This is a genomic window from Aliiroseovarius zhejiangensis (assembly GCF_014656375.1).
Taxonomy (GTDB): Bacteria; Pseudomonadota; Alphaproteobacteria; order Rhodobacterales; family Rhodobacteraceae; genus Aliiroseovarius; species Aliiroseovarius zhejiangensis.
The window spans coordinates 697,545-716,138 of the sequence record NZ_BNCH01000001.1 but is presented as its reverse complement, the minus strand read 5'-3'; the positions used below and the strand labels follow the sequence as shown (position 1 = coordinate 716,138).

Sequence of the window (18,594 nt, the reverse complement as noted above, 5' to 3'; positions counted from 1 at the left end):
GCGGTGTTGGCGGAACGCAGCAATTGGTCGCTGCCCGCGCTGACATCTTCCCCTTACGTCAGTTCGTCAATCATATCGCGATCTTTGACAAGTCGGGCCGACTCGCGTCAACTTGTTGGCAAGACACAATAACAGGGGGTTCCCAATGATTACGCGTTTCATGACGACCGCAGCGGCTTTGGCCATGACAGCAGGCACAGCAGCGGCGGATTATACATTGACCGTTCTGCACACCAATGACTTCCATGCACGGTTCGAGCCGATCAGCAAGTATGACAGCGGGTGCTCGGCCGAAGACAACACCGCTGGCGAATGCTTCGGCGGGTCCGCCCGTCTGGTCAGCGCGATTGCCGAAGCGCGCGCGCGCTCGAACAACTCGATCCTCGTGGATGGGGGCGACCAGTTCCAGGGCACGCTGTTCTATACCTATTACAAGGGCAAGCTGGCCGCCGAGATGATGAACAAGATGGGCTATGACGCCATGACCGTGGGCAACCACGAATTTGACGACGGCCCCGAAGTTCTGCGCGGCTTCATGGACGCGGTGGATTTCCCGGTCCTGATGTCCAACGCCGATGTATCGGGCGAGCCGATGCTGGCGGACAAGCTGGCGAAGTCAACCATCATCGAACGGGGCGGGGAAAAGCTGGGCCTGATCGGCCTGACCCCGCAGGACACCGACGAGTTGGCCTCGCCCGGTCCCAACATCATCTTCACCGACCCCGTGCAGGCGGTACAGGGCGAGGTTGACAAGCTGACCGCGGAAGGGGTGAACAAGATCATCGTGCTTAGCCATTCGGGTTATGGGGTCGATCAGAAGGTGGCCGCGGAAACGACCGGCGTGGACATCATCGTGGGGGGGCATACCAACACGCTGTTGTCGAACTCCAACGAACGCGCCGAAGGGCCTTATCCGACCATGGTGGGCAACACCGCAATCGTGTCGGCCTATGCTTATGGCAAATTCCTGGGCGAGTTGAACGTCACATTCGATGACGAAGGCAACATCACCGAAGCCACGGGCGAGCCGATCATCATGGACGCTGCCGTGACCGAGGACGAAGCGACCGTGGCGCGCATTGCCGAAGCGGCCGCACCGCTGGACGAAATCCGCAACCGGGTGGTGGCGCAGACCTCGGAAATGATCGACGGCGAGCGGGACAGCTGCCGCTCCAAGGAATGCGCCATGGGCAACCTGATTGCCGATGCGATGCTGGCACGGGTCAAGGATCAGGGCATTCAGATCGCGATCCAGAACGGGGGCGGTATTCGTGCCTCGATCGACGCGGGCGAGGTCACGATGGGCGAAGTGCTGACGGTTCTTCCGTTCCAGAACACCCTGTCGACCTTCCAGGTCAGCGGCGCGACCATTGTCGAGGCACTGGAAAACGGGGTCAGCCAGCACGAGGAAGGTGCAGGCCGCTTCCCGCAGGTGGCGGGTCTGAAATACACGTTCGATGTGTCAAAACCCGCAGGCGAACGGATTTCGGATGTGATGGTGATGGAAGGTGACAGCTTTGTCCCCATCGACCCGGCCAAGACCTATGGTGTTGTGTCCAACAACTATGTGCGCAATGGCGGGGACGGATACAAAATGTTCCGTGATGCCCAGAACGCCTATGATTTCGGGCCGGACCTTGCGGATGTGACGGCAGAATATCTGGCCGAACTGGGGTCGACCGCGCCGACGCTGGATGGGCGGATCACGCAGAAGTAATTGCGCCGGAGTGAAACAGGAAGCCCCCGCTGGTAACGGCGGGGGTTTTCATTTCTTGATCCCTTGCGGTGCCGGGGTATTCTTGACCCATGGATCACCCCTTGTTCGACCTTGTTGACCAACGCATTCGCGACGCACAGGCAGCGGGTGAATTTGATGATCTGCCAGGGGCTGGAAAACCCCTGCCAAAGGTCGAAGATCCCGAAAACGCATTGCTGAACCGCCTGATCCGAGACAGCAACGCCGTGCCCGAATTTGTCAGCCTGTCGCGCGAATTGCGACAGTTGCGGGACGAACTGGCCGCCACCGGCGAACCGTCCCGTCGCCACGACATTCTGAAGGATATGTCGATGATGGAGGCGCGCATTGCCATCGCGCGAAAGGCGTATCGCTAGCGGTCGACGGCCATGGGATCCACGGGCTAGGGGCTGCCGCGCACCCACTGGTGCGTCACCGCTGCCACGCGTTGCCCGAACCGGCAAGCGGTTTCCAGATCCTCGGCAAGCAGATCGTCATCCTGCCCCAATTGCTCGGTCACCATCAGACCCAGCCAGCTTCCGTCGCGATTTGCGCCCGGCCGATCCGGTTTCACGGGGGCGCCGATTTCGGCCTGACCGACCCAGATCATGCCCATCTGGGCCGCGAACAACGAAAACCTTTGTAGCGTTGCCAGCTTGTCGCCTGATGGATGAATGCCGGTCGTGAAGCCAGCACCAATCTTGTCGACCCATTCGCCGTTTTCCCATCTCGTATCCACCTGTTCCAGAAATAGGCTGAACCGCGCTGCGGCCGACCCCATATAGGTGGGCGCCCCGAAGATGATGGCATCTGCTGCGTCCAGCGCCTCCCAGTCGGCGCCGGTCATGTTCTCGACATCCAGCAGCGTTGCGGTTGGCCCGGCACCCCTGGCGATGGATTGGGCGATCCGTTTCGTATGGCCGAAGCCCGAATAGTAAGGAATGCAAATCTTGAGGTCCGTCATGCGCCCAGATTGGGGCAATCGCTGCGATTGTCAAACTGGTCGGTGGCGCGGGTCGGCAGTCGCGCCGTTCCGGGTCAGGTCGATTGACCCCACAAGGACGCGCGGCTAATTCATGAACAGCGTCATGAGGATAGAATGTACGACCAGAACCACCTTGCCCATGCCATTTCGCGCGCCTCTGACGGACGTCACGCCGCAACCTTCCTGACGGATATGCGCGACGGCCGCACGATCACATATGGTGATTTCTGGTCGAATGCAGAGCGTATGGCGGCGGCGCTGGTGGCGCGTGGCCTTGCGCCGGGGGATCGGGTGGCGGTGCAGGCCCCGAAGGAACCCGCGATGCTGGAGCTTTACGTGGGCACGGTGTTGGCGGGTGGTGTATTCCTGCCCCTGAACACAGCCTATACGCCGGACGAGGTGGCCTATTTCCTTGGCGATGCCACGCCGCGCGTCTTCGTCTGCGACCCGGCGAATCTGGACGCGCTGGCGTCTGTGGCTGCGGATGCCGATGTGGCCCATGTAATGACGTTGGGTGAGGGGGAAGCAGGGACGCTGGTGCCCGCCCGTGATGCGCAGGAACCGGGGTTCCGGGCGGTGCCACGCGCTGCGCTGGATCTGGCGGCGATCCTTTACACATCGGGGACGACCGGGCGGTCGAAAGGCGCGATGCTGACCCACCGGGCACTGGCGTCGAACAGCGAAACCCTTCGCGATTACTGGCGGTTCACCGACAAGGACGTGTTGATCCACGCCCTGCCGATTTTTCACACCCATGGTCTGTTCGTCGCAACCAATGTCACATTGATGGCGGGTGGCGCGGCGATTTTCTTGCCCGGCTTCGATGCCGATGCGATCATCCGCGCCATGCCGCGGGCCACTGCATTGATGGGGGTGCCGACCTTCTACACCCGGCTGTTGCAAGATGATCGGCTGGCGGACGCCGCGCGCAACATGCGCCTGTTCGTCTCCGGGTCGGCGCCGCTTTTGGCGGAAACGCACGAGCGTTGGCGGGCGGTCACGGGCCACGCGATCCTTGAACGCTATGGCATGACTGAAACCAACATGAACACCTCGAACCCCTATGATGGGGAACGGCGCGCGGGCACCGTGGGCGTCCCGCTGCCCGGCGTTGACGTGAAAGTGTGCGATCCCGAGACGGGTGCCGAACTGCCCCGGGGCGAGATCGGTGTGCTGGAGGTGCGCGGCGACAACGTCTTTGCAGGCTATTGGCAGATGCCCGAGAAAACGGCGGAAGAGCTGCGTTCGGATGGCTGGTTCATCACCGGGGACCTGGCAGTGATCGATGCCGACGGCTATGTCACGATCGTCGGGCGGGGCAAGGACCTGATCATCACCGGGGGCTTCAACGTCTATCCGAAAGAAGTCGAAGGCGTGATTGATGCGCTGCCTGGTGTGCTGGAAAGCGCGGTGATCGGCGTGCCGCACCCGGATTTCGGGGAAGCCGTGGTGGCTGTCGTCGTTGCCCGGGCAGGGGCGGCGATCGACGAGCGTGTGATTCTGGACGGGGTTTCGGGCCGCCTTGCGAAGTTCAAACAGCCCAAGCGCGTCGTCATGGCAGAGGCCTTGCCGCGCAATACGATGGGCAAGGTGCAAAAGAACATTATGCGCGAAACCTACGCCGATCTGTTGCAGGGATAGGGAACAAGGGAAAGGGGCGTTGCCCCTCTTGGCTGCGCCAATTCACCCCAGGATATTTATGGCCAGAAGAAAACACGGGGTCACGTGGGGGGCGGACCGTCCATGAGGCGGTAACCCAGAACAGCCGGATAGAGATAGCTGCGTCGGATCCCCGCAAGGGGAAAGCGGGGTAGGGGGCGGGTGTGGACGGGAAGGGCTTGTTGGCGCCCAAGGGCCATGTCGGCCAGCCGCGCACCCACCCATGTGGCCATGGCGACGCCGTTTCCGTGATAATTCATGCCTGCCCAGGCGTTTTCCCAGTCTCCGATCGGGCCGGCATAGGGCAGCAGGTCTGGCGAGAGGCTGACAAGGCCTGACCAGAAATGGGGCGTTTCGATATTGGCCCATGCGGGGAACAAGGCTGCCAGATCGCGGTGCAACCGTGCGCGCATCGCGTCCTGTCCCGGCGCGCTGGCCCGGATATTGCCGCGTGCGCCGAACAGGAAGCGGCGGTCGGGCAGCAGCCGGAAATAATGCAGAAGGTTTCGGCTGTCATAAGCCATGAGGTCGGAAGACCAGCCTTGCGCGGCGATCTCGTCCCCGGTCAGGGTGCGCGTCACCAGAATGTTGGATTGCAACGGCAGGTAGCGTCCGGTCATCCAGTCTGGCAGGCCGTCGGTTCCATAGCCGTTGGTGGCAAGGATCAGTCTGTCGGCAATGATCCTGCCCTGCGGGGTAATAAGCGTGTAACCGCTTGGTGTTCTGACGATCCGTGTGACGGGGCTGCGCGCATGGATCGTGGCACCTGCGCGGGTGGCCGCTTTGGCGAGACCGCCAACATATTTTCCGGGGTTCAGGGCAAATCCCAAAGGCACGTGAAGCGCGCCATGAAACCGGCCCGCGAGTCCCCTTGCAGCAAGGCCATCTGCCGGGATCAGGCGGGCGTCGATGTCGAAGGCGGCCCAGTGGTCCTTTTCAGTGGCGAGTTGTGTCATCGCCTTGGGATGGTGAGCGAGCTGCACCTCTCCGTCCGAGTGGGTGTCGGCGTCGATGGCATGGATTGCAAGAAGGTCGGCCACCAGGTCGATCGCGTCGCGCTGGGCGTTGAAATAGGCCAGGGTTGCGGTGTCGCCATAGCGCTTCTGGATCGCGCCCAGCCCCCGCATGTCGCCACCGATGCAACAGAAGCCGCCATTTCGGCCAGAAGACCCCCAACCCGGTTGGTTGGCTTCAAGCACTGTGACACCCACCCCCGCTTGTGCCAGATGCAGGGCTGCCGACAGCCCCGTATAGCCACCGCCGATAATCGCGATATCGGTCCTTGTATCTGCGTTCAGCGCCGGCCAGTTCTGATCGGGCAGCGGCCAGATACACTCTGCCCGCGCCGCATCGGAATAGGCGTAGTCTTCATAGATGCGGCGGGGCATGGTGTCAGAGCCGGCCAAGATAGGCGCGGTATTCGATCTGGCTGATTTCGTTGGTCAGTTGGTCAATCTCGTCCAGACGCACCGCGGCATAGATGTCGCGATAGCGCGTCCCGAAGATCTCGGCCGCGATGTCGGACTGTGAGAAGCGATCAACGGCGCGAATCCAGTCCGCGGTCAAACGCGGCGCGGTTTCGGCGTTCGGATCATCCAGCGGAAGCGGTAGGTCGGGTTTGGTGTTCAACCCGTGCAGGATGCCCCCGAGGATCGCGGTGATTACGAGGTAGGGGTTCACATCCGCCCCGGCGATCCGGTGTTCCAGACGCGCGCCCGGGCCAGAGACTTCGGGCAGGCGCACACCGGCGGCGCGGTTGTCATAGCCCCAGTCCGGGGCCGAGGGCGCAAAGCTCATCGGGCGATAGCGACGATAGGAGTTGAGATGCGGCGCAAAGATCGCCTGCAGATCGCGCATCGTGTCCAGCGTGCCACCCACCGCCGCGCGCAGCATGTCCGAAGCCTGCCCGCTGCCGTCGTCGAAGATATTCTTGCCGTCCCGATCAACGACCGAGGCGTGCAGATGCATCCCGTTGCCGGGGAAATTGGCATAGGGCTTGGCCATGAACGTGGCTTCCAGCCCGTGATTGCGGGCCACGCCGCGCACGAGGCGTTTGAACAGCAGCGCCGTGTCGGCGGCTTTCATCACGTCGTTGGTATGGTGAAAATTCACCTCGAACTGGCCGGGGCCGTATTCGGCAATCAGCGTATCGGTGGCCAGACCCTGTTTGGCCGCCACTTCAAGAATGTCGTCCAGAACGTCCTGGGTGCGCTCCAACACCTCCAGATCATAGTTCTGGGCATCCGGGCTGCGCTCGGGCGGGGTTGGTGCCTCGTCCTCGTCCTGCCGGGGCTGGATCAGATAGAACTCCAACTCGCTGGCCAGTACCGGGTGCCAACCCTGATCATGGAAGCGATCCACCATGTTGGACAAGAGCTTGCGCGAGGACAGTTCGCTGATCTTGCCGGTGTCCGGGTCCAGCATTTCAACCTGCACCTGCGCCATGTTGCCCTTGGCCCATGGTACCGGTTTCAGCGATCCGGGGATCGGCACGATGCGCCCGTCCGGGTCGCCGATGATGATGCCCAGACCTGTCTCGGACACTTCGGCCCCAAGGATGTTGGGCACATAGGTCGAATGCGGCAGGCGCACAGCCCCTTCGGACAGTTTCTTTTCGTCGTCCCCCGGCAACCACTTGCCGCGCAGGACAGCGTTGATGTCGCACAGCATCAGCTCGATCCGGTCGGGGCGGCCATGCGTGTCGCAATAGGTGGCGAACTCGTTCAGGAAATCGCTCATTGGATGGCCCCTTGCTCGTCTTTTTGGCGTTTTGCGATAGACCGTTTCGAGGTCAGGGAAGCCCCGATCACACCGATCGTCACCAGACCGATCATGATGGTCGACAGCGCGTTGATTTCCGGGCTGACGCCCAATCGCACCGCCGAGAAAATCTTGATCGGCAGGGTGGTTGAACTGGGGCCCGAGGTGAAGGACGCGATCACCAGATCGTCCAGCGACAGGGTGAAGGCCAGCAGCCAGCCCGACACGACGGCGGGCATGATGATGGGCAGGGTGACAAGGCGAAACGCCTCGAACCCGGTGCAGCCAAGATCAAGCGCGGCCTCTTCCAGCGACTGGTCGAAGGTGACCAGACGCGAGGACACGACGACTGACACGAAACACATCGAAAAGGTGGTGTGCGCCAGCACGATGGTCAAAACCCCGCGATCCAGCCCGATCGAGATGAACAAAAGCAGGAGCGACAGGCCGGTAATGACTTCGGGCATCACCAGCGGCGCATAGATCATGCCGGAAAACAGCGTCCGACCCGGAAAGCGCCCGGCGCGCACCATCACGTAGGCCGCCATGGTGCCAAGGACGGTGGCGATGGTGGACGACATCACGGCAACCTTCAGCGTGACCCAGGCGGCGTCCAGAAACGCCTCGTTCCGGAACAGCTCACCATACCATTTGGTCGAGAAACCGGACCACACGGTCACCAGTTTGCCCGCGTTGAAGGAATAGGTGATCAGGATCAGCATCGGGATGTAAAGAAAGGCAAATCCCAACGTCAGGGAGATTGCATTGAACCAGGACAGGCGCCTCATTTCTCAGCCTCCCTTTGCTTTTCCTCGTTCCGCTGGAACAGGACGATGGGGATGATCAGCAGGAGCAGCAGAATGACGGCCACGGCCGAGGCCACCGGCCAGTCGCGGTTCGAGAAGAACTCCTCCCACAGCACCTTGCCGATCATCAGCGTCTTGGACCCGCCCAGCAGGGCCGGGATCACGAATTCGCCCATGGCGGGGATGAATACAAGGAACGATCCGGCGATGATGCCCTGTTTGGACAGCGGAAATGTCACCAGCCAGAAGGCGGTGAAGCGCGAGCAGCCAAGGTCTTCGGCGGCCTCCAGCAGGCTTTCATCCAGCCGTTCCAGCGCCGAATAGATCGGCAGCACCATGAAGGGCAGATAGGTATAGACAATGCCGATATAGACGGCGACGTTTGTGTTCAGGATGATCAGCGGCTCCTGAATGATGCCAAGGTTCATCAGAAGCTGATTCAAAAGCCCTTCGTTCGACAGGATCGCCTTCCACGAATAAACGCGGATCAGGAAGCTGGTCCAGAAGGGCAGGATGATCAGCATCATCAGGGTGGGGCGCCATTCATCGGGCGCGCGGCTCATGCCATAGGCGATGGGATAGCCGACCAGAAGCGTCAGGATGGTCGAGATGATGGCGATCTTCAGGCTGGACAGATACGCCTTCCAATACAGGTCATCACTGGTCAGCCACCAGAAGTTCTCCATATCCAGCCCGGCCCACCATTCCTTGACACCCGCCCAGCCTTCGGACAGGTCAAGCGTTGGTGTATAGGGGGGGATCGACAGGGCGGTGTCCGACAGGCTGATCTTCAGAACGATCAGGAACGGCACCAGAAACAGGGCCAGCAGCCACAGATATGGAACAGAGATCAGGGCGAGGCGTTTCATCTGTCCAGCACCACGCCTGCGGTTTCCGTAAAGCTGAGCCAGACCTTGTCTTCCCAGGTGATCTGCCTGCGTTGAATGCGGCGCGTATTGGCGATCTGGGCTTTGATATGCTCACCGGTCGGCGTTTCGATCACATAGGTGGACATGTTGCCCAGATAGGCAATGTCCAAAACCTTGCCCTTGATCACGTTGGTCTGATCTTTCGGGCGCGAGGTGTAGATGCTGAGCTTTTCGGGGCGGACGGCGAGGGTCGCTTCGCTGCCAAGGGTCAGCGACAGGGGCGAGATACCTTTCAGCTCCGGTTGACCTTCGGCCCAACTGATGGCGGCATGGCCATCGTCGTAGTGGGACACTTTGCCCTTGATCAGGTTCACATCGCCGATGAAATCCGCAACATAGACCGATTTCGGCTCTTCATAGATCTTGGAGGGCGTATCGACCTGGATGATCTGGCCGTGATCCATCACCGCGATACGGCTGGCGACGGTCATCGCCTCTTCCTGATCGTGGGTCACGATCACGAATGTGGTGCCGGTTTTTTCCTGAATGTCCATCAGTTCGAACTGCGTGTCTTGGCGCAGCTTCTTGTCCAGCGCGCCAAGGGGTTCGTCAAGCAACAAGAGCTTGGGCGCCTTTGCCAGCGACCGGGCCAGCGCGACACGCTGGCGCTGACCGCCGGAAATCTGGTGCGGTTTGCGATTGGCAAACTTGTTCAACTGCACAAGGGTCAGCATTTCTTCGACCCGCGCGGCAATCTGATCCTTGGGCAGCTTGTCGCGTTTCAGACCAAAAGCGATGTTTTCGGCGACCGACAGATGCGGAAACAGCGCATAGCTTTGAAACATCATGTTCACCGCGCGCTTGTTCGGCGGGATCGCCGCGACGTCCTGCCCGTCGATCAGGATCTTGCCTTCGGTTGGTGTCTCGAACCCGGCCAGCATCCGCATCATCGTCGTCTTGCCGCAGCCTGACGGCCCCAGAAGCGCGAAGAACTCTTTTGTATAGATGTCGATGGAAAGATCGTCGATGGCGGTGAAATCGCCCCATCGCTTGGTGACATTCTGAAACTGGATAAGGGGCTTGGCCTGAGGGTCTTCCCAGGGTGCGAAAACAGAAACCGGAGCAGTTGCGGCGTCAGACATGATAACCTCGGCGGGAAAAATGAAGGCGCCTTCCGCATGTCAAAATCACACGGAAGGCGCGTCAGGTCAGGCTCAGGTGCCCGATTTGATCGCGGTCCACATGCGCGTCACGACCCGCTGAACCTTGGAAGGATAGGCGGCTTTCACATAAGTGTTCGCCATGGCTTCTTCTGTCGGATAGATGGCGGGATCACCGATAACATCTTCTTCCAGAAACTCCTGCGATGCCTTGTTGCCGTTGGCGTAATAGACATAGTTCGATGCCGCCGCCATATTCTGCGCATCCAGCATGAAGTTCAGGAATTTGTGCGCACCCTCCGGGTTGGGGGCGTCTGCCGGAATTGCCATCTGGTCAAACCACATCAGCGCACCCTCTTTCGGGGCGTTATAGGCAATTTCAACGCCGTTGTCGGCCTCGGCTGCCCGGTCGCGTGCCTGAAGGACATCGCCAGACCAGCCAAAGGCCACGCAAATGTCGCCATTCGCCAGCGCGTTGATGTATTCCGAGCTGTGGAATTTCTGCACATAGGGTGAAATCGCCGACATCAAGGGTTCGACTTTCGCCAGCACGTCGGGGTCGTGGCTGTTGGGGTCTTCCCCAAGATAGGTCAGAGCGGCCGGCACCACTTCGTCCGGTGCGTCCAGAATATGCACGCCGCATGTGGCCAGCTTTTCCATATTGGCGGGGTCAAAGATCAGTGAAAGGCTGTCAATCGGCGCATCCTCGCCTAGAACCTCCTTGACCTTGCCGACATTCACACCCAGACCCGTGGTGCCCCACATGTAGTTGATCGAATAGGCGTTATCCGGGTCAAATTGGGCGGTGCGCTCGGCGATGACATCCCAGAGGTTGCCGGCATTGGGCAGCTTGGACTTGTCAAGCGTCTGAAACACGCCGGCGGTGATCTGACGCTCCATGAATGACGCCGTTGGCACAACCACGTCATAACCCGACCCACCGGCCAGCATCTTGGTTTCAAGCACTTCGTTGGAATCGAACACGTCATAGACAAGGTCAATCCCGGTTTCTTCCTCGAATTTCGCCAGCAGGTCCTCGTCGATATAATCCGACCAGTTGTACACGCGCACTTCCTCGGCGGTGGCGGCGGTTGCCCCCATGGCCAGTGCGACACCCAAGGTTACCCAAGTTTTTTTCATTTGCAGTCTCTCCCTGATTTGGGCTTGCGCCCAGACTTGCGACATTTGATCAAAAAAATACCATCGGCGCAATATGGTAATATTACCGATAGCATAGTAGATTGCTTTCAAAGATTATCTTTGCCGCCGGAATTGGCAAAACAAATATGATGTAGGGGGCGCACGTGTCCGAGAAACCCGCGAAACTGCCAGATCACCAGCGCGTTTACCGCAAATTGCGCGAAATGATTCTGTTTGGCGAACTTGCTCCGGGGCAGCCGGTTACAATTCAGGGGCTGGTGCAGGTTCTGGATGTGGGCATGACCCCGGTGCGCGAGGCGATCCGCCGCCTGACGTCCGAGGGTGCTCTGATCTTCAAGGGAAACCGCCGCGTGTCTGTGCCGCAGCCTGACATGGCGCAATGGGATGAAATCGCGTTCGCCCGTCTGAGCATCGAGCCGGAGCTCGCTCGTATGGCTACGGAAAATGTCGGCCCGGCAGAAATTGAACGGCTGGTCGGCTATGATGACCTGCTGAACGCGGCGATTGATCGCGGTGATGTGCGCGGCTATCTGGAGCACAATTACAGGTTCCACGCCTATCTGTACGATCTTGCGGGCACCGAGGTTCTGTCATCCATCGCCAACATGCTGTGGCTGCGCGCAGGCCCATCGCTGCGCGTGGTGCTGGGGCGATACGGCACGGCGAACCTGCCTGACAAACACGCCGAGGCGCTGGAGGCGCTGAAGTCCGGTGACGCCGACCGCGTGGCGGCGGCGGTGCGCGGTGACATCGAGCAGGGAATCGCCCAGGTTCGGGAAACCCTTCTGGCCGAAAAGGTTTGATCATATTTCGGTCTCGCCGTTGACAGCGAAATTTTTGATCATATTCTGACCGCAGCTTTTCTCTGGGCGGCGTCACTGATGATTCCATGGCCGTGGTCCCGCCCCGCACCGTTCTAGGAGTCCCGAGATGAACAAAATCACCAATCACCTGCCCACCGCCGAGCTTCAGGCGATCGACGCAGCGCACCACATGCACCCCTTCACCGCCGATGGCGAGTTGAAACAGAAAGGCGCGCGGGTCATCACCTCGGCCAAGGGTATCTGGCTGAAGGACAGCGAGGGCGAGCAGGTGTTGGACGCCATGGCGGGTCTGTGGTGCGTCAATATCGGCTATGGCCGTGACGAACTGGCGGATGTGGCCGCCCGCCAAATGCGCGAGCTTCCCTATTACAACACGTTTTTCCAGACGACCCATGTGCCCGCCATCGCGCTGGCCCAAAAACTGGCCGAACTGGCGCCGGGCGATCTGAACCATGTGTTCTATGCCAATGGCGGCTCGGACGCCAATGACACCAACATCCGCATGGTGCGCACCTATTGGGCCGAAAAGGGCCAGCCGGAACGCGAGGTGATCATCTCGCGCTGGAACGCCTATCACGGGTCCACCATCGGCGGCACCTCGCTGGGTGGCATGAAGGGGATGCACGGGCAGGGCAGCCTGCCCATTCCGGGGATCGAGTTCATCGACCAGCCCAACTGGTATGCCGAAGGCGGCGACACGGACCCGGAAGCATTCGGTCTGGAACGCGCCCAGCAACTTGAAGCCAAGATCAAGGAAATCGGCCCCGAAAAAGTCGCGGCGTTCATCGGTGAACCCGTGCAGGGGGCGGGGGGTGTGATTGTCGCGCCCGACGGCTATTGGGCTGAAATCCAGCGCATCTGCCGGAAATACGACATTCTGCTGATCGTCGACGAGGTCATCACCGGCTTCGGCCGCACCGGCAACTGGTTCGGCAGCCAGACCCTGGATATCAAACCCGACATCATGACCGTCGCAAAGGGGCTCAGCTCGGGCTACGTCCCCATCGGTGCGTCTATCGTGTCGGACAAGGTGGCCGATGTGCTGGCAGCGACCGAGTTCAACCACGGCTATACCTATTCCGGCCATCCCGTCGCCTGTGCGGTCGCTTTGGAAAACCTGCGCATTCTTCAGGAAGAAGGCATCGTCGACCGCGTGCGCGAAGACACCGCGCCCTATCTGGCCGAGAAATGGCATTCGCTGGCCGATCACCCGTTCGTGGGCGAGACCAAGATTGTCGGTATGATGGCCTCGCTGGCGCTGACGCCGGACAAATCCAAGCGCGCACCGTTTGCTGCAGATACCGGCACGGTCGGTTACATCACGCGTGAACGTTGCTTTGCCAACAACCTAATCATGCGCCATGTGGGCGATCGGATGATCATCTCGCCGCCCTTGGTGATCACCAGGGCCGAAATCGACACGCTGATCGAACGCGCGCGCAAGTCCTTGGACGAAGCCTATGAGATCGTGAAAGAGAAAGGTCTGCTGGTCGCAGGCTGATCTGATCTGACCTGATCGGGCCGGGATCTCCCGGCCCCTGTCCTATGAGGGGTTCATGGACTTACTGACCGCCAATGACCGCAGCGGGGAATACCCGCAATCCTGGTATGCCGCCACGGCGGATGCCCCCGGACCGTATCCCGCGGCGGCAGGGGATATGCGATGCGATGTCTGCGTCATCGGTGGTGGCTATACCGGTCTTTCGGCAGCCCTGCACCTTGCCGAACGCGGCTACGACGTGCTGTTGCTCGAGGCACAGCGCGTGGGCTTCGGGGCGTCGGGACGCAATGGTGGTCAGGTGGGCACCGGGCAGCGGCTGGAACAGGACGCGCTGGAAAAGATGGTGGGGCGCGACGACGCGCGAAAGCTCTGGGACATGGCGTTGGAGAGCGTTCAACTCGTGCGCGACATTGTGGCGAAACACGCACCCGACGCTGGCTTCACCGATGGTATCCTGCACGCGATGCACCGCGCACGTTACGTGCCGGAAGATCATGCCTATGTGCGCAAGCTGAACGAAGAATATGGCTATGACCTGATCCGCGCTGTGGATCGGGACGAGATGCGCCAACTGTGCGGCTCGCCTGCCTATCATGGTGGGTCGCTGGATATGGGCGGGGGGCATACCCATCCGCTGCGTCTGGCCTTCGGCATGGCACGGGCGGCTGAGGCTGCGGGCGCGCGTATCTGCGAGACCAGCCGCGTCACGGGCGTGAGCGATGGGGCAAAGGTGGTTGTCACAACCGACACGGCGCGGGTCACTGCCGATCACGTCCTGTGGGCGTGCAATGGCTATCTTGGGAATGCCGAATCGGGCGTGGCCGCGCGGGTCATGCCGATCAACAACTACATCCTTGCGACCGAACCTTTGGAGGACGGGTTTGCCAAATCGCTGATCCGCGACGGTCACGCGGTGGCGGACAGCAAGTTCGTCATCAACTATTTCCGTCTGTCCGAAGATAACCGGATGCTGTTTGGGGGTGCCGAAAGCTATGGCTATCGCTTCCCGAAGGACATTGTGAAGCTGGTGTCCAAACCGATGCTGGAGATCTATCCGCAACTGAGGGACACCAGGATCGACTATGCCTGGGGCGGCACGCTGGGCATCACGCTGAATCGCATGCCGCATTTCGCCCGGTTGAAGGGCAATGTCCTGTCGGCATCCGGCTATTCCGGGCACGGGGTGGCGATGGCGACGTTGGGCGGCAAAATGGCTGCCGAGGCGATCGCCGGTCAAGCCGAGCAGTTCGACCTGATGGCGTCCGTGCCGACCCCGCGCTTCCCGGGTGGCGTGGCGATGCGCTGGCCCCTTCTGGTCGCGGCCATGTTCTGGTTTTCCCTGCGCGACAAGCTTTAGCGCGACGCTGTGCCAACGTCGCCGGGGGCTACGGCGACCGATTTGACGACCGCAAAGATGCTCCCCCCCGGCTGCAATCCCATTGCCTGCGCGGATCGTTTCGTGACCCGCGCCAGCACCCGCCCAGCGGCTGTATCCAGCGAGACCACCGCGCCCGGACCGTCGCTTGTCTGAATGTCCGCGATGGTGCCGGGCAGGATGTTCAGGGCCGACATCCCCTCGGGCCGGGTCTTTGACAGGATCACATCCTGCGCGGCGATGCGCAGCCGCAGCTTGTCACCGACAGATCGGACCACTTGCGGCAAAAGAAGGGGCAGGCCACCCGCGTCCAGCTCGGTCAAGCCGTCTGCGTGGTGGGTCAACACCTGTGCTTCGATCACCGCTCCGATATCGCGCAGGCCGCCCGGTGTGAAGCTGGGGTCGCCCAGAACCTCGGCGGCGGTGCCTTGTCGGATCACCCGTCCCGCCGCTAGCGCCACGACGGTTGTCGCCAGTCGCGCCACCTCGGTCGCGGCGTGGGTCACATACAGGATCGGCACATCGCTTTCATCGCGCAACCGCTCGAAATACGGCAGAATTTCCGCCTTGCGCGCATCGTCCAGCGCGGACAGAGGTTCATCCGCCAGGATCAGCTTGGGGCGGGCCAACAGCGCGCGTCCAATGGCAACACGTTGTTTTTCCCCCCCCGACAATCGCGCCGGGCGACGCGGCAGAAGCGATCCGATGCCCAGCATCTCGACCACGCGATCGAAGGCTTTTTGATCCTTGGGTTGGCGGGTGATCCAGCGGGCATAATCCAGATTGCGCGCCACGCTCAGATGCGGAAACAGGCGGTCGTCCTGAAAGATGTATCCCAGCCGCCTTTTGTGTGGCGGCAGATGGATTTTGCGCGCCGTATCCATCAAAACCTGATCCCCAACCGCGACCTGCCCGGTGGCCGAGGTGCCCAGCCCCGCGACCGCATCAATGACCGAGGTCTTGCCCGATCCCGAAGCGCCGAACAGCACGGTCAAGCCCGACGGTGCATCGAAACTTACATCCAGCGCGAAGGTGTCGCGGTCCTGTTTCAGGTGAACGGAAAGGGCAGGGTGGGTCATGCGCCTGCCATCCGGTTGGCGATGCGGCGGGCAAAGACCTCGGACAATATCAGCGCGGCCATGGCGACGAAGATCGACACGATGACCAACCGCATTGCTTCGGTTTCACCACCAGGCACTTGCAAAAAGCTGTAAATAGCCGAGGGCAGGGTCTGCGTCTGCCCCGGAATGTTCGAAACGAAAGTGATCGTCGCTCCAAACTCGCCCATTGCCTTGGCAAACCCAAGAATGGTGCCGGTCAGAATGCCGGGCAGGGCAAGCGGCAGGGTGACAGTGGCAAAGACACTCAATCGGCTGGCCCCCAATGTGGCGGCGGCCTGTTCCAACCGCTGGTCGACCGCCTCGATCGACAGCCGTATGGCACGCACCATCAGGGGAAACCCCATGATCGCCGCAGCCAGCGCGGCACCGGTCCAGCGAAAGGCGATGCCCATGCCCAACGTTTCCAACACACGCCCGCCAGGACCGTTTGCCCCGAACATCAACAGCAGCAGGTAACCGGTGACGACCGGCGGCAGGATCAGGGGCAGATGCACAAGGCCGTTGACGGCCTGCTTGCCCGGAAAGTCCCACCGCGCCAGGGCATGCGAGACAAGAATTGCCAGCGGCAGGGAAAACACCGTTGCCCAGAATGCCACCTTCAGCGACAGCGCAACCGCCTGCCACTCCTGCGGCCCCAGCCAGCCGGTCATGTCCCCTCCAACGCGGTGAAGCCGTAGTTCAGAAAAACCTCAATTGCCATGTCCTGCTGAAGCCAATTCAGGAACGCGTGGGCGGTGTCCCGGCCCTTGCCCGCGATGACTGCTGCCGGATAACGGATGGCAGGGTGGCTGTCGGCCGGAAATCGCATCACCACCTGCACCCGGGCATCTGCCAAGGCGTCGCTGCCATAGACGATGCCCAACGGCGTCTGCCCCAGCGCAACCAGCGCCAGCGCCGCGCGTACATTGTCGGTTTGCGCGACCAGGGCGGCAACGCTGTCCCACTGGCCCAGAGACTGAAGCGCCGCCTTGCCATAGATGCCGGCGGGAACGGCCTCGACCAGCCCCATCGCCAATCGCCGTCCGGCCAGATACCCGGCAAGATCGGTCAGTTCGACCGGTGTGGGGGCCGCAGCGTTCGCGGGGGCGATCAGCACCAGATCATTGCCGACAAGATCAACCCGCGTTTCCGCCGCGATATGCCCATCGGTTTCCAGCACGTCCATCCAGTCGGTATTGGCCGAGATGAACACATCCGCAGGCGCGCCCTGCGATATCTGCCGGGCAAGCACTGACGAGCCGGCATAGGACAGATGAACGGTGTTTCCGGTTTCGGCCTCGAAGCCCTGAACGGCTTTATCCAACGCGTCCTTCAGGCTGGCGGCGGCAAACACGGTGATCTCATCCGCCCGCGCAACTGTGGATGTGAACAAAAGGGCCATGGCCACCGCGCAGCCAAGCCACACCGCAAGCAGGCCTGAGCGATGCAGGAGAATGTGGGCAACAGAAAGGGCGCGACGGATATACATGATCGCCGAGCAGATAACGACATGCAGACGGGGGCGGCAAGGTCTTTTGCTGCGACAGATCGGGCGCGCGGGCCGGGTATGACCAGCCCGCGTCCTGGTTTAACCTGTCATTCGGCGGCGTCGCGTTTGGGCAGAACCCAGTCGGGGCGCACGAAGTGGCAGGTGTATCCGTTGGGAACGCGCTCAAGATAATCCTGATGCTCAGGCTCCGCTTCCCAGAAATCGCCCACGGGTTCAACTTCAGTGACGACCTTGCCGGGCCACAGGCCGGATGCCTCGACATCCGCGATGGTGTTCAGGGCTTCGGCCTTCTGTGCATCATCCACGTAATAAATCGCGGAACGATAGGACGGCCCGATGTCATTGCCCTGCCGCATCGGTGTGGTCGGGTCATGGATCTGGAAGAAGAACTCCAGCAAGCGGCGATAGGTGATCTTATCAGGGTCGAAAATGATCTCGATCCCCTCGGCATGGGTGCCATGATTGCGATAGGTGGCATTGGGCACATCGCCGCCCGTATATCCCACCCGGGTCGAGATCACGCCGGGCAGCTTGCGGATCAGATCCTGCATCCCCCAAAAACACCCCCCGGCCAGAACTGCACGCTCTTGTGTCATCCGATATCCTCCACCTGATTGAGATAGTCCCCGTAGCCTTCCGCCTCCATATCGTCGCGATGCACGAATCTGAGCGAGGCCGAGTTGATGCAATAGCGCAGCCCGCCCCGGTCCTTTGGCCCGTCAGGGAACACGTGCCCAAGATGGCTGTCGCCATGGGACGACCGAACCTCGGTCCGCATCATCCCGAGCGAGGCATCCTGAAGCTCGGTGATATGGGCAGGCTCGATCGGCTTGGTGAAGCTGGGCCAGCCGCAGCCACTTTCATACTTGTCCGAGGACGCAAACAACGGCTCGCCCGAAACGATGTCGACGTAGATACCGGGCTCCTTGTTGCCGAGGTATTCACCACTACCCGGACGCTCGGTGCCGTTCTCCTGCGTCACGCGATATTGTTCAGGCGACAGTTTGGCGATGGCTTCAGCGGATTTTTCATAAGTCTTCAAATCTGAACCCCCTTGGAAAAGTCAGTCCTGTCTAAGATGGGGGTTGCATGGCTGAATTTCCATGGGGCGGGGATCGCGGCCCACAACCGACTGCATGCCTCCGCCGG

18 protein-coding genes are annotated in these 18,594 nt (G+C 61.1%); 6 read left to right on the top strand and 12 right to left on the bottom strand.

Going from position 1 to position 18,594, the window contains the following annotated elements; translation table 11 throughout:
- The first annotated feature begins 145 nt into the window (after nt 1–145).
- Both IE188_RS03620 and IE188_RS03615 read left to right on the top strand, forming a co-directional pair.
- Complete coding sequence (locus tag IE188_RS03620) at nt 146–1,717, top strand: bifunctional metallophosphatase/5'-nucleotidase (protein WP_191285074.1); 1,572 nt, start codon at nt 146–148, stop codon at nt 1,715–1,717.
- Between the two features lie 89 nt (nt 1,718–1,806).
- On the top strand, nt 1,807–2,112 hold the full coding sequence (locus IE188_RS03615; RefSeq protein ID WP_191285073.1) for a DnaJ family domain-containing protein: 306 nt from the start codon (nt 1,807–1,809) through the stop codon (nt 2,110–2,112).
- 26 nt (nt 2,113–2,138) lie between these two features.
- Here IE188_RS03615 and IE188_RS03610 read toward each other — a convergent pair whose 3' ends face one another.
- Entirely contained in the window at nt 2,139–2,699 is a 561-nt protein-coding gene (locus tag IE188_RS03610; protein ID WP_191285072.1) for a flavodoxin family protein, read from the bottom strand.
- A 135-nt stretch (nt 2,700–2,834) separates the two neighbouring features.
- On the opposite strand from IE188_RS03610, the gene IE188_RS03605 reads away from it, so the two are divergent.
- Nucleotides 2,835–4,361 carry a malonate--CoA ligase gene (locus tag IE188_RS03605; RefSeq protein WP_191285071.1) on the top strand — a complete coding sequence of 509 codons (1,527 nt, stop codon included), beginning with the start codon at nt 2,835–2,837 and terminating at the stop codon, nt 4,359–4,361.
- 80 nt (nt 4,362–4,441) lie between these two features.
- Here the strand turns inward: IE188_RS03605 and IE188_RS03600 are convergent, their stop codons facing one another.
- The 6 genes from IE188_RS03600 to IE188_RS03575 form a co-directional block, all read right to left on the bottom strand.
- Nucleotides 4,442–5,767: an NAD(P)/FAD-dependent oxidoreductase gene (locus IE188_RS03600; protein WP_191285070.1), complete on the bottom strand. Its 1,326-nt coding sequence runs from the start codon at nt 5,765–5,767 to the stop codon at nt 4,442–4,444.
- 4 nt (nt 5,768–5,771) lie between these two features.
- Nucleotides 5,772–7,118 (bottom strand): glutamine synthetase family protein, encoded by a 1,347-nt coding sequence (locus tag IE188_RS03595; protein WP_191285069.1) that lies wholly within the window; start codon nt 7,116–7,118, stop codon nt 5,772–5,774.
- A complete protein-coding gene (locus IE188_RS03590; RefSeq protein ID WP_191285068.1) occupies nt 7,115–7,927 on the bottom strand; it encodes an ABC transporter permease in 813 nt (270 codons plus the stop codon). The genes IE188_RS03595 and IE188_RS03590 overlap by 4 nt, the downstream gene beginning before the upstream one ends.
- The gene (locus tag IE188_RS03585; RefSeq protein ID WP_191285067.1) at nt 7,924–8,814 is read right to left on the bottom strand and encodes an ABC transporter permease subunit; all 891 of its coding nucleotides are present in this window, start codon (nt 8,812–8,814) and stop codon (nt 7,924–7,926) included. Before IE188_RS03585 ends, IE188_RS03590 begins: the two co-directional genes overlap by 4 nt.
- Nucleotides 8,811–9,956 (bottom strand): ABC transporter ATP-binding protein, encoded by a 1,146-nt coding sequence (locus tag IE188_RS03580; RefSeq protein WP_191285066.1) that lies wholly within the window; start codon nt 9,954–9,956, stop codon nt 8,811–8,813. The genes IE188_RS03585 and IE188_RS03580 overlap by 4 nt, the downstream gene beginning before the upstream one ends.
- A 72-nt stretch (nt 9,957–10,028) precedes the next feature.
- Entirely contained in the window at nt 10,029–11,114 is a 1,086-nt protein-coding gene (locus IE188_RS03575) for a polyamine ABC transporter substrate-binding protein (RefSeq protein WP_191285065.1), read from the bottom strand.
- Between the two features lie 164 nt (nt 11,115–11,278).
- Between IE188_RS03575 and IE188_RS03570 the strand changes: the two genes are divergently transcribed.
- The 3 genes from IE188_RS03570 to IE188_RS03560 all read left to right on the top strand — a co-directional run bounded on the left by IE188_RS03570 (nt 11,279) and on the right by IE188_RS03560 (nt 14,817).
- Nucleotides 11,279–11,938, top strand: a complete 660-nt coding sequence (locus IE188_RS03570) for a GntR family transcriptional regulator (protein ID WP_229836454.1) — start codon at nt 11,279–11,281, stop codon at nt 11,936–11,938.
- Nucleotides 11,939–12,065: 127 nt separating this feature from the next.
- Nucleotides 12,066–13,460 carry an aspartate aminotransferase family protein gene (locus IE188_RS03565; RefSeq protein WP_191285064.1) on the top strand — a complete coding sequence of 465 codons (1,395 nt, stop codon included), beginning with the start codon at nt 12,066–12,068 and terminating at the stop codon, nt 13,458–13,460.
- 55 nt (nt 13,461–13,515) lie between these two features.
- The gene (locus IE188_RS03560) at nt 13,516–14,817 is read left to right on the top strand and encodes an NAD(P)/FAD-dependent oxidoreductase (RefSeq protein ID WP_191285063.1); all 1,302 of its coding nucleotides are present in this window, start codon (nt 13,516–13,518) and stop codon (nt 14,815–14,817) included.
- On the opposite strand, the gene modC is transcribed toward IE188_RS03560, so the two are convergent.
- The 5 genes from modC to msrB all read right to left on the bottom strand — a co-directional run bounded on the left by modC (nt 14,814) and on the right by msrB (nt 18,487).
- Nucleotides 14,814–15,914: a molybdenum ABC transporter ATP-binding protein gene (modC, locus tag IE188_RS03555; protein ID WP_191285062.1), complete on the bottom strand. Its 1,101-nt coding sequence runs from the start codon at nt 15,912–15,914 to the stop codon at nt 14,814–14,816. The two genes, IE188_RS03560 and modC, sit on opposite strands and share 4 nt — an antisense overlap.
- A complete protein-coding gene (gene modB / locus IE188_RS03550) occupies nt 15,911–16,606 on the bottom strand; it encodes a molybdate ABC transporter permease subunit (RefSeq protein ID WP_191285061.1) in 696 nt (231 codons plus the stop codon). Before modB ends, modC begins: the two co-directional genes overlap by 4 nt.
- On the bottom strand, nt 16,603–17,337 hold the full coding sequence (gene modA / locus IE188_RS03545) for a molybdate ABC transporter substrate-binding protein (protein ID WP_191285060.1): 735 nt from the start codon (nt 17,335–17,337) through the stop codon (nt 16,603–16,605). Before modA ends, modB begins: the two co-directional genes overlap by 4 nt.
- 194 nt (nt 17,338–17,531) lie before the next feature.
- Nucleotides 17,532–18,041, bottom strand: a complete 510-nt coding sequence (msrA, locus tag IE188_RS03540) for a peptide-methionine (S)-S-oxide reductase MsrA (RefSeq protein ID WP_191285059.1) — start codon at nt 18,039–18,041, stop codon at nt 17,532–17,534.
- The gene (gene msrB, locus IE188_RS03535; RefSeq protein ID WP_191285058.1) at nt 18,038–18,487 is read right to left on the bottom strand and encodes a peptide-methionine (R)-S-oxide reductase MsrB; all 450 of its coding nucleotides are present in this window, start codon (nt 18,485–18,487) and stop codon (nt 18,038–18,040) included. The genes msrA and msrB overlap by 4 nt, the downstream gene beginning before the upstream one ends.
- Nucleotides 18,488–18,594 lie beyond the last annotated feature (107 nt).

What these genes read in the sequence shown, in the direction of transcription:
- IE188_RS03560 (WP_191285063.1), top strand. Translation starts at nt 13,516, where the DNA reads ATGGACTTACTGACCGCCAATGACCGCAGCGGGGAATACCCGCAATCC.
- IE188_RS03580 (WP_191285066.1), bottom strand. Translation starts at nt 9,956, where the DNA reads ATGTCTGACGCCGCAACTGCTCCGGTTTCTGTTTTCGCACCCTGGGAA.
- IE188_RS03575 (WP_191285065.1), bottom strand. Translation starts at nt 11,114, where the DNA reads ATGAAAAAAACTTGGGTAACCTTGGGTGTCGCACTGGCCATGGGGGCA.
- modB (WP_191285061.1), bottom strand. Translation starts at nt 16,606, where the DNA reads ATGACCGGCTGGCTGGGGCCGCAGGAGTGGCAGGCGGTTGCGCTGTCG.
- IE188_RS03615 (WP_191285073.1), top strand. Translation starts at nt 1,807, where the DNA reads ATGGATCACCCCTTGTTCGACCTTGTTGACCAACGCATTCGCGACGCA.
- modA (WP_191285060.1), bottom strand. Translation starts at nt 17,337, where the DNA reads ATGGCCCTTTTGTTCACATCCACAGTTGCGCGGGCGGATGAGATCACC.
- IE188_RS03565 (WP_191285064.1), top strand. Translation starts at nt 12,066, where the DNA reads ATGAACAAAATCACCAATCACCTGCCCACCGCCGAGCTTCAGGCGATC.
- IE188_RS03595 (WP_191285069.1), bottom strand. Translation starts at nt 7,118, where the DNA reads ATGAGCGATTTCCTGAACGAGTTCGCCACCTATTGCGACACGCATGGC.
- IE188_RS03590 (WP_191285068.1), bottom strand. Translation starts at nt 7,927, where the DNA reads ATGAGGCGCCTGTCCTGGTTCAATGCAATCTCCCTGACGTTGGGATTT.
- IE188_RS03610 (WP_191285072.1), bottom strand. Translation starts at nt 2,699, where the DNA reads ATGACGGACCTCAAGATTTGCATTCCTTACTATTCGGGCTTCGGCCAT.
- IE188_RS03620 (WP_191285074.1), top strand. Translation starts at nt 146, where the DNA reads ATGATTACGCGTTTCATGACGACCGCAGCGGCTTTGGCCATGACAGCA.
- msrA (WP_191285059.1), bottom strand. Translation starts at nt 18,041, where the DNA reads ATGACACAAGAGCGTGCAGTTCTGGCCGGGGGGTGTTTTTGGGGGATG.
- IE188_RS03585 (WP_191285067.1), bottom strand. Translation starts at nt 8,814, where the DNA reads ATGAAACGCCTCGCCCTGATCTCTGTTCCATATCTGTGGCTGCTGGCC.
- IE188_RS03600 (WP_191285070.1), bottom strand. Translation starts at nt 5,767, where the DNA reads ATGCCCCGCCGCATCTATGAAGACTACGCCTATTCCGATGCGGCGCGG.
- IE188_RS03605 (WP_191285071.1), top strand. Translation starts at nt 2,835, where the DNA reads ATGTACGACCAGAACCACCTTGCCCATGCCATTTCGCGCGCCTCTGAC.
- modC (WP_191285062.1), bottom strand. Translation starts at nt 15,914, where the DNA reads ATGACCCACCCTGCCCTTTCCGTTCACCTGAAACAGGACCGCGACACC.